Source organism: Streptomyces sp. NPDC040405 (genome assembly GCF_055595765.1).
Window position 1 is genome coordinate 794103 of record NZ_JBVIVI010000001.1, and the last position, 13410, is coordinate 807512.

General features: G+C 72.2%; 14 protein-coding genes. 9 read left to right on the plus strand and 5 right to left on the minus strand.

Annotated elements, in window-relative coordinates:
• Positions 1–24: 24 nt before the first annotated feature.
• Together ACZ59A_RS03500 and ACZ59A_RS03505 are read right to left on the minus strand one after the other, a co-directional pair.
• Positions 25–423, minus strand: a complete 399-nt coding sequence (locus ACZ59A_RS03500; RefSeq protein WP_470952914.1) for a peptidase inhibitor family I36 protein — start codon at positions 421–423, stop codon at positions 25–27.
• 122 nt (positions 424–545) lie between these two features.
• On the minus strand, positions 546–2147 hold the full coding sequence (locus ACZ59A_RS03505) for an MFS transporter (RefSeq protein WP_468055541.1): 1602 nt from the start codon (positions 2145–2147) through the stop codon (positions 546–548).
• Between the two features lie 117 nt (positions 2148–2264).
• Here ACZ59A_RS03505 and ACZ59A_RS03510 point away from each other — a divergent pair, with 117 nt between their 5' ends.
• The 5 genes from ACZ59A_RS03510 to ACZ59A_RS03530 all read left to right on the plus strand — a co-directional run bounded on the left by ACZ59A_RS03510 (position 2265) and on the right by ACZ59A_RS03530 (position 7551).
• On the plus strand, positions 2265–2963 hold the full coding sequence (locus ACZ59A_RS03510; protein WP_470952917.1) for a TetR family transcriptional regulator: 699 nt from the start codon (positions 2265–2267) through the stop codon (positions 2961–2963).
• Positions 2964–3048: 85 nt separating this feature from the next.
• The gene (locus ACZ59A_RS03515) at positions 3049–4254 is read left to right on the plus strand and encodes an alpha/beta hydrolase (RefSeq protein WP_470952920.1); all 1206 of its coding nucleotides are present in this window, start codon (positions 3049–3051) and stop codon (positions 4252–4254) included.
• A gap of 129 nt (positions 4255–4383) precedes the next feature.
• Positions 4384–5412: a DUF4429 domain-containing protein gene (locus ACZ59A_RS03520; RefSeq protein WP_470952922.1), complete on the plus strand. Its 1029-nt coding sequence runs from the start codon at positions 4384–4386 to the stop codon at positions 5410–5412.
• A 118-nt stretch (positions 5413–5530) separates the two neighbouring features.
• A complete protein-coding gene (locus tag ACZ59A_RS03525; protein WP_470952925.1) occupies positions 5531–6874 on the plus strand; it encodes a sensor histidine kinase in 1344 nt (447 codons plus the stop codon).
• Positions 6871–7551, plus strand: a complete 681-nt coding sequence (locus ACZ59A_RS03530; protein ID WP_470952927.1) for a response regulator — start codon at positions 6871–6873, stop codon at positions 7549–7551. Before ACZ59A_RS03525 ends, ACZ59A_RS03530 begins: the two co-directional genes overlap by 4 nt.
• A 191-nt stretch (positions 7552–7742) precedes the next feature.
• Here ACZ59A_RS03530 and ACZ59A_RS03535 read toward each other — a convergent pair whose 3' ends face one another.
• Complete coding sequence (locus ACZ59A_RS03535; RefSeq protein ID WP_470952945.1) at positions 7743–8381, minus strand: C39 family peptidase; 639 nt, start codon at positions 8379–8381, stop codon at positions 7743–7745.
• Positions 8382–8416: 35 nt separating this feature from the next.
• Between ACZ59A_RS03535 and ACZ59A_RS03540 the strand changes: the two genes are divergently transcribed.
• From ACZ59A_RS03540 to ACZ59A_RS03550, 3 genes are all read left to right on the plus strand, one after another.
• A complete protein-coding gene (locus tag ACZ59A_RS03540) occupies positions 8417–8911 on the plus strand; it encodes a GNAT family N-acetyltransferase (RefSeq protein ID WP_470952955.1) in 495 nt (164 codons plus the stop codon).
• Positions 8912–8925: 14 nt separating this feature from the next.
• Entirely contained in the window at positions 8926–9549 is a 624-nt protein-coding gene (locus ACZ59A_RS03545; protein ID WP_470952958.1) for a hypothetical protein, read from the plus strand.
• Between the two features lie 136 nt (positions 9550–9685).
• Positions 9686–10876, plus strand: a complete 1191-nt coding sequence (locus ACZ59A_RS03550; protein ID WP_470952959.1) for an alpha/beta hydrolase — start codon at positions 9686–9688, stop codon at positions 10874–10876.
• A gap of 23 nt (positions 10877–10899) precedes the next feature.
• Here the strand turns inward: ACZ59A_RS03550 and ACZ59A_RS03555 are convergent, their stop codons facing one another.
• Both ACZ59A_RS03555 and ACZ59A_RS03560 read right to left on the minus strand, forming a co-directional pair.
• Positions 10900–11946 (minus strand): aldo/keto reductase, encoded by a 1047-nt coding sequence (locus tag ACZ59A_RS03555; RefSeq protein WP_470952962.1) that lies wholly within the window; start codon positions 11944–11946, stop codon positions 10900–10902.
• A 22-nt stretch (positions 11947–11968) separates the two neighbouring features.
• The gene (locus tag ACZ59A_RS03560; RefSeq protein WP_470952965.1) at positions 11969–12472 is read right to left on the minus strand and encodes a MerR family transcriptional regulator; all 504 of its coding nucleotides are present in this window, start codon (positions 12470–12472) and stop codon (positions 11969–11971) included.
• 125 nt (positions 12473–12597) lie between these two features.
• On the opposite strand from ACZ59A_RS03560, the gene ACZ59A_RS03565 reads away from it, so the two are divergent.
• Positions 12598–13410, plus strand: a complete 813-nt coding sequence (locus tag ACZ59A_RS03565; RefSeq protein WP_470952968.1) for a serine hydrolase domain-containing protein — start codon at positions 12598–12600, stop codon at positions 13408–13410.

Below are 13410 nucleotides of genomic sequence, written 5' to 3' on the forward strand. Positions count from 1 at the left end.
AAAGTCCGGCCCCGCCCCCGCGTGTCACCGCTCCCAGATCTTGAAGGCCCGTACCTGGTAGGCCGTTTCGGGGCTCCAGGAGCCGGTGGGATAGGTGCGGAATTCGCCTGTCTCGGCGCATTCCGCGCTCTGGTACGCCGTCACGGGCCGTCCCGTGCGGTTGGCCAGGGACGCGGCCGAGGCGCCCGACGGCAGGGGGACGCAGCTTTCGATGTCGGTGCCGGCCAGCTCATGGACCTGGCGCGCCCCCGTGAAGGCCGCCTTGTGCCAGAGGCACAGCTGCCCCGTGGCGCAGCTCCCCAGCCGGGGCCCGGGCGCCGCCGCGTGGGCGGGGGCCGGGGCCAGGGCCGGGGTAAGGGCGCAGGCCAGGGCGAGGGCCGCCGTGGCGAGGCCGGTCTTGTGCGGCGGAACGGTCTTACGCATGTGGATCACTCCCCGTGTGGAACACGTACAAATGCGAACGGGAGCCAGCCTGTCGGCCGGCTCCCGTTCCCACCACGGGGTCGATCAAGGTCCACCCGGATAGGGGGCTTGACCCTGAGAGGTCAGATGTGCACGCCCCCGCCGCCCGCTTCCGCGTTCTCACCGCGCTTGGTGAGCGCCGCGACCAGCGCCGCGACCGTCGAGACCACGGCGGCGACGGTGAAGGCGAGCCCCATCCCCGACACGAACGTGTCATGCGTGACGCTCGTGATCTTCGCGAGAATCTCCGGCGGGGTGCCCTTGGGCGCGGGCGGCATGCCGACCGCGACGGCGTCGGACGCCTTGCTCGCCTGCTCCGGCTTCAGGGGCGGCAGTCCCGCCTTGGCCCACTTGTCCGGCAGTGTGTCGTCCACCCTGCCCGCCATGACCGCGCCGAGGACGGCCGTACCGAGGCTGCCGCCGACCTGCATGGCGGCCTGCTGGAGGCCGCCCGCCACACCGGCGTGTTCGAGCGGCGCGTTGCCGACGATGACCTCGGTGGCGCCGACCATCACGGGGCCGAGGCCGAAGCCGAGGAGGGCGAACCACACGGACATCTCGACCGTGCCGGTGCCGACCTCCAGCCGGGAGAGCCCGAACATGGCGACGGCGGTCAGCGCCATGGACGTCACCAGCGGCCCCCGCGGCCCGAACTTGGTGATCAGCCCGCCGGCGATCGGCGAGGAGACGATCATCGTGGCGGTCAGCGGCAGCAGGTGCAGACCGCTGTTGACCGGGGACATGCCGTGCACGTTCTGCAGGTAGAAGGTGACGAAGAACAGCCCGCCCATGAAGCCGAAGGCCATGAGCACCATCAGGACCGTCCCGGCGCTCAGCGGCACCGAGCGGAAGATGGACATCGGCAGCAGCGGCTCGGCGGTCCGCTTCTCCCAGAACACGAAGACGACGAAGAGGACGACCGAGAGGCCGAGGAACCCGAGCGTCTTGGAGCTTCCCCACTGCCAGTCGGTCGCCTTGATGAGCGCCCAGATCAGGCAGAACATGGCGCCGGACAGCAGCGCGATGCCGGGGACGTCGAAGGACCGCGGGGCGTTCTCGGCCCGGTGGTCCACGAGGATGACCAGGCCGAGGACGACGGCGAGGATGCCCACGGGCAGGTTGATGAAGAAGACGGACTGCCAGTTGACGTGCTCGACGAGCAGACCGCCGACGATGGGTCCGGCGGCGGTGGAGGCGCCGATCACGCCGCCCCAGACACCGATCGCCATGTTGAGTTTCTCGGCGGGGAAGGAGGCGCGCAGCAATCCGAGCGCCGCGGGCATCAGCAGCGCTCCGCACAGGCCCTGGAGCACCCGGAAGCCCACGACGAGCGCCACGTCGCTGGAGAAGCCGATGGCGGCGGAGGCGGCGGCGAAGCCGACGACGCCGATGAGGAAGGTCTGCCGGTGGCCGAAGCGGTCACCCAGCTTGCCCGCGGTGATCAGCGCGACCGCGAGGGCCAGCAGATAGCCGTTGGTGATCCACTGGACGTCGGCGAGCGAGGCGCCGAGGTCCTTCTGAATGGCCGGGTTCGCGATGGCGACGATCGTGCCGTCGAGGGCCACCATCGTCACACCGATAGCGACGGTGAAGAGCGTCAGCCAGGGGTGGCCCCGCAGCCCCTTTGGGGGATCCGATATGGGAGGTTCCGGCGCCGGATCGGCGACGGTGGTCTCAGACGTCATGCTCGGAGGCTAATGTCAGCGTCTGACAATTGACAAACTGATTCATCAGCTGGTCTCTGTCGAGTTGGCCACAGGTATGGTGGCCTGCCGAAACGCGACAGAAAGCGAGTACGAGAGGTGACAGCGGACGAGGCGGTGGCGCCGCCACCGACCGGACTGCGCGAACGCAAGAAGCAACGAACCCGCGGCGCGCTGGTGCGCTCGGCGCTGGATCTGTTCACCTGTCAGGGGTACGACCACACGACGGTGGACGAGATCGCGGAGTCGGTGGACGTCTCGCAGCGCACCTTCTTCCGCTACTTCGCCAACAAGGAGCAAGTGGCCTTCGCCACCCAGGACTCGGCGGAGTCGCACTTCTTCGCGGCGCTGTGCGCGCGCCCCGCCCACGAGGCCCCGCTCGCCGCCCTGCGCAACGCGGTCCTCGACTCGTGGGGCAACATCGGGGAATCCATCGAGCAGTTGGTTCCGGCCGAACTCCATATGCGGATGTACCGGGTGATCGAGTCGACGCCCGCGCTGCTCGCCGTCCACTTGCGCCGCACCGCGGAGCTGGAGGAGCGGATCGCCTCGGAGATCGCCCGCCGCGAGGGCCTCGACGTTTCCGTGGATCCCCGGCCGCGGCTGCTGACCGCGATGTTCGGCGGCGTGATCCAGATCGCGGGGAAGCTGTGGGGGGAGGGCGACGACGACTCCACGGACGCCCTGCGGCACATCACCGCGTTCCACCTGGATCATGTGGGTCCGGCCCTCGCCGAGAACTGGCACAGCGAGCAGCCAAACCGACAAGAGCCACTAAAGGCATCAAATCCGACATAAGGTTCCGTCAAAATCACGCTCTCAAACGTGATGTAAATCACGGCATTTGGCACCTGTGGGCGCGCTTCTCCTAGGGTGTCCCGCGGTGACTTCCTTCTCGGAGCTCGGTTCTCCCTCCCCCGGTTCCACCGCCTGGCGCGCACTGCTCGCCCTGGCGGTGGTGTTCGTCCTGCTCGCCACCACCGGCTGGACGGCCATACGGAGCCACAGAGGAGCCTCGGATCCGCTCTCCGCGTCGGTCGGCGCCTGGCGCCACGGCAGCCTCGGCGGTCACGCCCTGCCCGATCCGTACGCGTCGCCGCGCTTCCTCGGCCGCTGGATGGATTCGCTCACCAAGGCCCAGCGCGACCGTCTCGTCCATCGCTACCCGCTGGTCGTCGGCAACCTCAATGGCGCTCCGGCGGTACTGCGCTACCGCGCCAACCGGATCGCGCTGACCCAGGCGCGAAACACCGAACGCCGACGGATGCACGACAACGAGCTGACCCCGCTCGGGCGCCATGACGCGGGGCGGCGCATGCATCGGTACGAGGACCTGCTGAGCGGACAGCGGCAGATCCTCTCGTTCGACCCCTCGGGCCCCGGCCGCGCCGCCGAGGTCTTCGGCGACCTCGCCCGCGCGCGCCGCATCTCGGTCGTGGTGCCCGGTGTGGACACCAACATCCTGACCTTCCAGAAGTCGGACCGTCCGTACACCGCCACCGTCGGCATGGCCCGCGCGCTCTACCACAACGAGCGCACCGAGGCCCCGGACACCAGGACCGCCGTGATCGCCTGGGCCGACTACACCTCACCGGCCGGTATCGGCATGGACGCGGCCACCGGCAAGCTCGCCGCCCAGGGTGCGCTGCGGCTGCGCGCGCTGGTCAACGCGCTGCCCCCGCCGGCCCGGGTCTCGCTGATGTGCCACAGCTACGGCTCGGTGGTGTGCGGGGTGGCCGCCCGCGATCTGCCGTCCAAGGTCACCGACATCGCGGTGGCGGGCAGCCCCGGCATGCGCGCCGACCGCGCCGCGGAGCTGGGCCCCCACCGCCGGGTGTGGGCGATGCGGGACTCCGGCGACTGGATCCAGGACATTCCGCATCTGGAGGTCGGCGGCCTCGGCCACGGCGCCGACCCGCTCTCCTCCGGCTTCGGGGCCCGCGTCCTGTCCGCCTCCGGCGCCCAGGGCCACGCCGGGTACTTCACCCCCGGCACCACCAGCCTGGACAACTTCGCCCGGGTCGGGGTCGGCCGGGTCAAGACCGTGAGCTGCGGGGACGGTTCCGCGTGCACCGCCGGACTGAGCTGACCCGCGGATGAGGGCACGAAAACCGGGCGGTGGCGACGCGGAGACCGCGCGCGGGGCCCGGGGTGGACGTTTGACGCGCGTAGCGCCCAAGGGGGGACGGGCGGGCCACCGCCGCATACGATGAGCCGCATGGGTGATGTGCTGGCCGGTTTTCAGACCGTCTGGGAGTTCGACACCGACTCCGTGCTCATCCGCTTCGAACGGGGGATCCGCACGCCGAAGCTGCTTCAGGCGCTCGGCGAACGGCACATCCCCTACGAAGCGCTGTCCGCGGTCGATCTCGCTCCTGGTAAACGCGGAACTGTGGTGCTGCGTGCGGTGCCCAGACCCGGCGCCGATCCGCTGATGGACGTTGCCGACGGGCAGCTCAAGGAGGGGTACGACCCGTACCGCCTGGTGCTGCCCGCCGAGCGCGCGTCCCTCGCCGAGTACTACGCCGAGCAGATACGCGCCGCGCTCGGGCCCGGCACGGACACCGCCGTCGAATCCCATCTGGTGGCGGCTCCCCCGCCGCCGCTGTCCTTCAAGGCGTACGACGGCAAGGCGTCCTTCGACGGCAAGGCGGTGTCGTTCCGCTGGTTCTGGACGGGCGCGTCCTCGGCGAAGTGGAAGGCCGGGGACCAGCGGTTCCGGATCGACGAGCTGGCCGGGGTGGAGTGGCACTCGCCCGAGAACCGGGGCTCGGGCGGCACGGCCGCGAAGGCGTCGGGCACGGCACCGGCGGAGGATCCGGAGGCGCCGGGAGCGGACGCGGGCGGCCCGGCGGGCAAGAGCACGGCCGGGAAGGCTTCCGGATCCAAGGGCTCCGGCACCAAGAGCGGCGGCTACGGCCATCTGCGGCTGGTGCCGCGCGGCGCCGAGGACCACCCCGCGGGCCGTCCCGACCACGACCCGGCGGCCGTGGTGTTCGGGATGGGGTACGGGCTCGTCCACGAGTCCCTGCCGTTCGCCGCCGCCGTGCTGGAGGCCGTACGGGCGTCCGCCCCCGCGCCGAGTGCCGAGAGCTCCCCCGCGCCCGCCCGCGCCCCGGCCCCGGCGCGCCGCGACCCGGCGGACATCGCCGACCGCATCCGCCACCTCGGCGAGCTGCACACGGCGGGGCTGCTGACGGACGAGGAGTTCAGCGCGAAGAAGGCCGAGCTGCTGGCGGAGCTGTAGGCGGGGCTGTGGGCGGGGAGGGGGTTCAGGGGGGCGTGCCCCCTACCCAGGTATGAGCCATAAATCGGCTCCCAGGTATGACGTGCGTCAGGGCCGCCGACCCTACGCTGAGGCGACCATGTCCTCCTCCTCGTCCGCCTCCCCGACCGGCTACTCCACCGCGCACGAAAGCCTGGCCGCGGTCGCCCGGCGGCAGGTGAGCGGCCTCGCCCGGGCCCTGGTGACCCCCAGCTATCCGGCGACCCCGCTGCTGGCCGGATCCTCCCGGCGCTGGCTGCGGAGGGTGCCGTACGGCGTCGCGATGATCCTCACCGCCATCCTGGTCCCGGTCACCGCCCGCCTCCTGACCGAGGACTACGGGGTGAGCGGCGGCTTCGCCACCCTGCTCGGCTTCGCCCAGGCCACGCCGCTGCTGCTGTCGGTCACCCGCCCCCTCCAGGCGTGGTGGATCGTCCTCCTCGCCGATGTGACGACCGCCCTGTCGGTGCTGGACGCCGTCGGCCTCCAGCACCGCATATGGCCGTGGCAACCGCCCGCGATCATCGGCTACCTCTTCCTCCTCCTCGCCCTCGCGCTGCGCGAGCCGCGCCGCACGCTGGTGGCCGTATGGCTGGTCACCGGGGGCGCCGGGCTCGCCCTCGGCTGGGCGTTCCAGACCAGGAGCGACGGCAGCAATGTGCTGCTGTTCGTGCTCAGCGGCGTGGTGCTGCTGGTCGGCGGCGCGCTGCGGGAGCGCGGGGACGTCCAGCGGCGGCTGGCCGAGCAGGAGACCATCAGCGAGGCCGAGCGGGCCCACCGCACGCTGCTGGAGGAGCGCGCCCGTATCGCGCGCGAGCTGCACGACGTCGTCGCCCACCACATGTCGGTGATCACGGTGCAGGCGGACAGCGCGCCGTACCGGATCGGGGGGCTGCCGCCCGAGGCGGAGCAGGAGTTCGGCACCATCGCCGCCACCGCCCGCGAGTCCCTCGCCGAGATGCGGCGGCTGCTGGGCGTGCTGCGCAGCGAGGAGACGCGCGGCGAGCGCACCCCGCAGCCGGGGCTGCGCCAGGTGCCGCAGCTGGTCGAGGCGACGGTCCGGGCGGGGATCCCCACCGAGCTGTCCATCAGCGACGACGTGGCCGGGCTCGGCGCGCTGCCGCAGGCCGTGGACCTGTCCGCGTACCGGATCGTGCAGGAGGCGCTGGCCAACGTCGTACGCCACGCCCCGGGCGCCGCCACCCGCGTCTCGGTCTCGGCGGCCGAGGGCGGCTCCGGGCTGACCCTCCTCATCGTCAACGGCCCTCCCGCCGAGGCCCCGGCCAAGCCCCTGGAGACCAGCGGCACCGGCCACGGTCTGGTGGGGATGGTCGAGCGCGTCCGCCTCGTGGACGGCATGCTCGACACCGGTCCGCTGCCGGACGGCGGCTTCCGGGTGGCGGCCCGCCTCCCCCTCGTCGACCTGGAAGAAACGGACTCATGACCATCCGCGTGATCATCGTCGACGACCAGGCCATGGTCCGGGCGGGCTTCGCCGCGCTGCTCGCCGCGCAGAGCGACATCGACGTGGTCGGCGAGGCCCCGGACGGGCGCCAAGGGGTGGACGTCAGCCGCAACACCCACCCGGACGTCGTGCTCATGGACGTCCGCATGCCCGAGATGGACGGCCTGGAGGCCGCCCGCCAGCTCCTCGAACCGCCCCGCGGCGTCGTCCACCGCCCGAAGGTGCTCATGCTCACCACCTTCGACGTGGACGACTACGTGTACGAGGCGCTGCGCGCCGGGGCCAGCGGCTTCCTCCTCAAGGACGCCCCACCGGCCGACCTGATCTCGGCGGTCCGCGTCGTCGCCGCGGGCGAGGCCCTCCTCGCCCCCTCCGTCACCCGCCGCCTGATAGCCGAATTCGCCCGCCAGCGCCCGGCCCCCCGCCGCAACAGCTCCCTGCTGCGCCGCAGCGGCCTCACCCCGCGGGAGACGGAGGTCCTGGAGCTGATCGCGCGCGGCCTGTCCAACCAGGAGATAGCGGAGTCGCTGGTCCTCGCCGAACAGACGGTAAAGACCCACATAGGCCGGGTCCTCGCCAAACTCGGCCTGCGCGACCGCGCCCAGGCGGTGATCTTCGCGTACGAGTCGGGCCTGGTGACCCCGGGCAGCGGTTAGGTCCTGTCCGGCGGATCTTCGTGGATCAGCCCGCGGCGTCTGGTGCGGGGGGGGCACCTCCCAGCGGTAGCTGGGGGAGCATCGCAAGGCGGAGGGGCGTCCTCGTACCGGGTCGTAATCGGGCGACCCCGACAACGCGGCGAGGTGCCGTGCCAGGCGTCGTGGGCCCGCGAAGATCCGCCGGACAGGGCCTAACGGCGCGACTCCCGCCCAAGGACGACCCCGCGCCCGGCGTAGAACCGTCCGAGATCCGCCCAGGACACCTGGTGATACTCCTGGGAACGCCCCGGGAACCCCGACGGATTGTGCAGCACGACCCCCTGGGGCCCGGCCCCCACCGCGAGCACCAGATGCCCGCCCCGCCTCGGGGGCTCCGGACCGAGCGAACGGATCGAAGGGTGCACCGACAGCATCACCAGCCGCCCCCGCGCCACCTCGGCCCCGATGTCCCCGACCCCCAACTCGGGCCGCGCCTCGGCGTACAGCCCCCAGCGCCGGACGACCCAGTCCGCGAACGGCGCGTAGATCAGCCCCTTGACGGTGGTCTCGCCGGTCCGCACGTACGCCCCCGCGTCGAGGGCGTCGCGCAGCAACGGAATCGACGGCGGCACGGGATGCCCGAAGTGGTCCAGCGCCATCCGCAGACAGGCCATCCCACAGATGCGCGCCGCCCAGAACCCGTATTCCTCCCGGCTCCCGGCCCCGCTCTTCTGCCACAACGGATCATCAACCGCCGCCCGAGCGCCCGCCACGAACTCGGGCACGAGGTCCGCGGATTCCCACTGCGCGTAGTAGGGCACGTGATGTGTCGTCGGCGAGGCGTCAGTCATGGCCCACAGTCTGCCCGGCCCCTGGAAGGAACCCTGTGCCCGACATTTTGGTCCGTCCCGCAAGCACCGCCGACCGACCCGTGGTGGAGCGGCTGTGGCTGATGTTCCGCCACGACCTGTCGGAGTACGACGGGGTCCTCCCCGATGCCGAGGGGACGTTCCACGCCGAGCGACCCCGCACCGCCCTCGCCGACGCCGACTGGGCGGCGTACGTCTTGACCATCGACACCCGCCCGGCCGGTCTCGCCCTGGTCCGGGGGCTGACCGGTCCGACGCGCGTGCTGAACACCTTCTTCGTCGTGCGCGGCGCCCGCCGGGCGGGGATCGGCCTGGGCGCCGTGCAGCAGGTGGTGGCCCGGCACCCGGGCCCCTGGGAGGTCGCCTTCCAGGACGCCAACGCGGCCGCGGTCCGCTTCTGGCGTCGCGTCGCCACCGAGATCGCCGGGGACGCCTGGACCGAGGAGCGCAGGCCGGTGCCCCATCGGCCGGAACTGCCACCCGACGTCTGGATCTCCTTCGACCACCGCTGAAAGGGAACCGAACCATGGGAATGTCCAGTTTCTGGGCGGTGGGCGCGCTTGCCGCGGAGGACATCGCGGAGTTGGCGCACCGGGCGGGGCCGGCGATCGAGGCCGCGGCGGCCCGCCCGTCCGCGGTGGCGGCCTGGGAGCGCTGGGAGCGGGATGCCGCGCAGGGTGGTGGCGCGGTGCCGGTGCGGGGGGCCGACCGCAACCACACGGAGGCGGCGTGGCACCTGTTCGAGATGGTCAACGACTCCGCCTTCGAGGCCCTGGACAGCTCCTGTGAGCTCCACGTGATGGAGTGGTGGGACCGGTTCAGCGACGATGTCGATCCGTTCATCGAGGCCTACCGCAAGGACAACCCGGTGGCGGCCCTCTTCCACGGCCTCGGCCCCGCGCGGGCGGCGGCGCTGCCGGGCTGGGCGGGCGACGCGGTGCTCACATCCGCCGAGGTACGCCGTCTGTTGCCCGCGGTCGAGGCGGCGTTCGCCATGACGGGGGCGGAGCGCACTCGAGTGCTGGCCCGGATCGACGACTGGCCGCACCTCCAGGAGGAGCCCGAAGAGCTGCTCGACCAGCCGCTGCGGGTGTGGCGGGACACGGCCGGGGCCGGGATGGGGCTGCTGGCGTCCCGCATCTGGTTCTGAGGACGACGCGTCCGCGGGGCCTCGGCACCCCCTACCCCGGTATGACATCCGACTTGGCACCGGGGGTTGACGCCCCGCCAGCCGTCCGCTCCCTACCTTTCCCTCCGTCACCGAACAGAAGAGGGAAACCGCGGCCATGTCCCAGACGCTACGCACCAGGCACTACGCCCGGCGCCTGATCACGGCCGCGCTCACCATCACCGTCATGGCGGGCACGGCCGGTTGGACCGTGGCGCACGAGGAGCAGGCCGTCACGGGGCCGCCGCCGGGGACCGGGCGGTGGCTGGCCGATCACTCGCTGGGCGGGCGCGAACTGCCGGACCCGGAGAGCGTGTCGCCCGCCCGCATCGCCCGGTTCTTCGACGGGCTCGGCCACGCCCAGCGGCAGGCGCTTGTCATCCGGCACCCCCAAGTCGTGGGCAACCTCGACGGGGCGCCGCTCGCGCTGCGTTACGCCGCCAACGCGCGGGCCATCCGGGCGGCGCGGGACGCGGAGCGCAGGGCGGATCCGCGCAGTGCGCTGGCCGAGCGGTACGACGCGCTGCTCAGGCCCGGGCGGCAGATCCTGGCGTTCGACCCGCGCGGGCGTGGACAGGTCGCCGAGGTGTACGGGGACCTGGCGACAGCGGAGCGTACGGCGGTCGTCGTACCGGGGTCGGACATCGATCTGGCTGACTTCGACCGTACGCACGACCGGTACGGCGCCCCCGCCGGGATGGCGAAGTCGCTGCGGGCGCAGCTGACCGAGGACGCGCCGGGCACCCGTACCGCCGTGGTGGCGTGGGTGGGGTACACCACCCCGGTCGGGCTCGGGCCGGACGCGGCGACCAGTCGGCTGGCGAAGGCGGGGGCGCCGCGGCTGGACCGCTTCCTGGCGGGGCTGGCGGTGACCACGGCGGGGACCGCCGACGCGCCGCCCACCGTGTTCTGCCACAGCTACGGCTCGGTGGTGTGCGGGGTGGCCGCGGCCGCGATGGACCGTACCCGGGTGTCCGATCTGGTGGCGTTCGGCAGCCCCGGCATGGGCGTGGACGACGCCGGGGAGCTGGGCACCCAGGCGCGGGTGTGGGCGGCGCGGGACGGCTCCGACTGGATACGACGGGTCACCGGCTACGACTTCATGGGGCTGGGCCACGGCGAGGACCCCACGGCCGCCGGCTTCGGCGCCCGCGTCGTGTCCGCCGACCACGCCGACGGCCACACCGGCTACTTCGCCCCGGGCACGGACTCGTTGCGCAACTTCGCGCGGATCGTGCTCGGCGACTTCGGGGCGGTGCGGTGCGGCCACGGCGCGGCGGACGAGGACTGCCGTCACGACCTCGTCTGACACCTCGCGTGACGCCGGACGGCCTACTCGCGGTCCTGGCTCGTCGACGCCATGTTCGCGTAGCGCGCGCCCGCGACCTTGCCCGCGATCGGCTCCAGCGCGGCCAGCTCGTCCGCGGTCAGCTCGATGCGGACCGCGGCGGTGTTCTGCTCGACGCGGGCGCGGCTGCGCGTGCCCGGGATCGGGACCACGGCCAGCCCGTGCGCCTGGGCCCGCTGCTGCACCCAGGCCAGCGCGACCTGGGCGAGTGTCACGCCGCGCGCGGTGGCGATGTCGCGGAGGGGAGCCAGCAGCGCGGCGTTGGCGGCCGCGTTGTCACCCGTGAAGCGGGGCTGGTTCCGGCGGAAGTCGTCGTCGGTCAGCTCCTGCTCCGCGTTGACGAAGGAGCCGGTCAGGAAGCCACGGCCGAGCGGCGAGTACGGGACGAGGGCCACGCCCAGCTCCCGGGCCGCGGCCACGACGCCGTCCTCCGGGTCGCGGCTGAACAGCGACCACTCCGACTGCACGGCCGCGATCGGGTGCACCGCGTGCGCCGCGCGCAGCTCGTGCGCCGTGACCTCGCTCAGACCGAGGTGCTTGACCTTCCCCTCGGCCACCAGCCCGGCCATCGCGCCGACGCTCTCCTCCAGCGGTACGTCGGGGTTGCGGCGGTGCATGTAGTACAGGTCCACATGGTCGACGCCGAGCCGCCGCAGGCTGCCCTCGATGGCCTCCCGGATGTACGCGGGGTCGTTGCGGATCTGCTGGCTGCCGAAGGGGTCGTTCTCGTTGCGCACGATGGAGAACTTGGTGGCCAGGGTGATCCGGTCCCGGTTGGCCCGGACGAACGGAGAGATGAACTCCTCGTTCCGGCCGAAGCCGTACACATCGGCGGTGTCGAAGAGGGTGACGCCCAGCTCCAGGGCCCGGTCGAGCGTCGCCCGCGCCTCCCCCTCGTCCTGTGTCGGGCCGTACGCCCAGCTCATGCCCATGCAGCCGAGGCCCTGGACGCCGACCTGGGGACCGCCGGTGCCGAGTGCGACGGTCGGTATCGTCTTCGTCTCGTTGCGCGTGGTGCCGTTGTCGGTCATCGGTTGACCTGCGCTCTCTGGTTCAGGTGCCGCTCCGAACCCTTCGGGCGGCATAGATGTCGATCTTGTAGTCGAGGACGTCGAGCGTGCTCTCCAGCTCGGCGATCCGTTCCCGGACGTTCGCGCGGTGCGCGGTCAGCAGGTCCTCGCGTTCGGCGAAGGTGTGCTCGCCCGCCCGTACCAGCTCGGCGTAGCGGACCATGTCCGCCACCGGCATTCCGGTCAGCCGCAGCTTGCCGACCAGATCGAGCCAGTCGAGGTCGCGGTTGGTGAAGCGGCGCTGGCCGGTGTGGGTGCGGTCCACGTGGGGCATCAGCCCGATCCGCTCGTACCAGCGCAGGGTGTGCGCCGTCAGCCCGGTGTGCTCGGCGACCTCGCTGATCGTGTACCGGTCCTGGCCGGTCGGCCGGGGGTGCGGGCGGTGCCCCACGCACTCCCGCGGCCTCGCCAGTGCCGGAGCCCGCTCCAGGTCCTGCTCCAGATCCTGCTCCAGTCCCTGCTCAATGCCCTGTTCCAGTACGGTCATGCCGTCCACCCTCTCGCCGTCGCCGATGCGCGAAGCCCACGACGTCTTCAACGCTATGGGCTTCGAGTGCACTCCAAGCAAGCGCGGATTTGGCGGAATCTTGGTCGGCGATAGGCTCGGGCCCCATGGAGAGCCTGCGGATGATCGAGAACTGGCCGGTCCCGACGGCGGCGGCCGCCGTCGTACGCGCGGACGGCACCGTGGCCGGATCCTATGGCCCGGTCGGCCACAGATTCCCGCTGGCCTCGGTGACCAAGCCGCTCGCCGCGTACGCGGCGCTGGTCGCGATCGAGGAGGGCGCGGTCGAGCTGGACGAGGCGGCCGGGCCCGAGGGCGCCACGGTGCGCCATCTGCTCGCCCACACCTCCGGGCTCGCCTTCGACGAACACCGGTCGGTCGCCGCGCCCGGCGACCGGCGGCTGTACTCCAACGCCGGGTTCGAGGTGCTCGGCGATCACCTCGCCAAGGCGACGGACATCCCCTTCGGGGAGTATCTGCGCCAGGCGGTCCTGGAGCCGCTGGGCATGACCGCGACCGAGCTGACCGGCTCGCCCGCCAAGGACGCCGTCTCGACCGTCGACGACCTGGTGCGCTTCGCCGCCGAGCTTCAGGCACCGCGGCTGCTGGCCGCCGAGACGGTGGCGGAGGCGACGACCGTGGTGCATCCGGGGCTGACCGGGGTGCTGCCGGGGTACGGGCACCAGAAGCCGAACGACTGGGGGCTCGGCTTCGAGATACGCGACGGGAAGTCGCCGCACTGGACGGGCGCTTCGTCCTCGCCCCGCACCTTCGGTCACTTCGGCCAGTCCGGCACGTTCCTGTGGGTGGACCCGGACGCGCGAGCGGCGTGCATCGCCCTCACGGACCGGCCGTTCGGCCCCTGGGCCATCGAGGTCTGGCCCCCACTGACCGACGCCGTCCTGGCGGAGCTGGCCTAA

Bases quoted from the DNA above. Each gene is read 5' to 3' on its own strand.
- ACZ59A_RS03505 (WP_468055541.1), bottom strand. From the start codon at position 2,147: ATGACGTCTGAGACCACCGTCGCCGATCCGGCGCCGGAACCTCCCATA.
- ACZ59A_RS03560 (WP_470952965.1), bottom strand. From the start codon at position 12,472: ATGACCGTACTGGAACAGGGCATTGAGCAGGGACTGGAGCAGGATCTG.
- ACZ59A_RS03525 (WP_470952925.1), top strand. From the start codon at position 5,531: ATGTCCTCCTCCTCGTCCGCCTCCCCGACCGGCTACTCCACCGCGCAC.
- ACZ59A_RS03530 (WP_470952927.1), top strand. From the start codon at position 6,871: ATGACCATCCGCGTGATCATCGTCGACGACCAGGCCATGGTCCGGGCG.
- ACZ59A_RS03565 (WP_470952968.1), top strand. From the start codon at position 12,598: ATGGAGAGCCTGCGGATGATCGAGAACTGGCCGGTCCCGACGGCGGCG.
- ACZ59A_RS03535 (WP_470952945.1), bottom strand. From the start codon at position 8,381: ATGACTGACGCCTCGCCGACGACACATCACGTGCCCTACTACGCGCAG.
- ACZ59A_RS03500 (WP_470952914.1), bottom strand. From the start codon at position 423: ATGCGTAAGACCGTTCCGCCGCACAAGACCGGCCTCGCCACGGCGGCC.
- ACZ59A_RS03520 (WP_470952922.1), top strand. From the start codon at position 4,384: ATGGGTGATGTGCTGGCCGGTTTTCAGACCGTCTGGGAGTTCGACACC.
- ACZ59A_RS03550 (WP_470952959.1), top strand. From the start codon at position 9,686: ATGTCCCAGACGCTACGCACCAGGCACTACGCCCGGCGCCTGATCACG.
- ACZ59A_RS03555 (WP_470952962.1), bottom strand. From the start codon at position 11,946: ATGACCGACAACGGCACCACGCGCAACGAGACGAAGACGATACCGACC.
- ACZ59A_RS03545 (WP_470952958.1), top strand. From the start codon at position 8,926: ATGGGAATGTCCAGTTTCTGGGCGGTGGGCGCGCTTGCCGCGGAGGAC.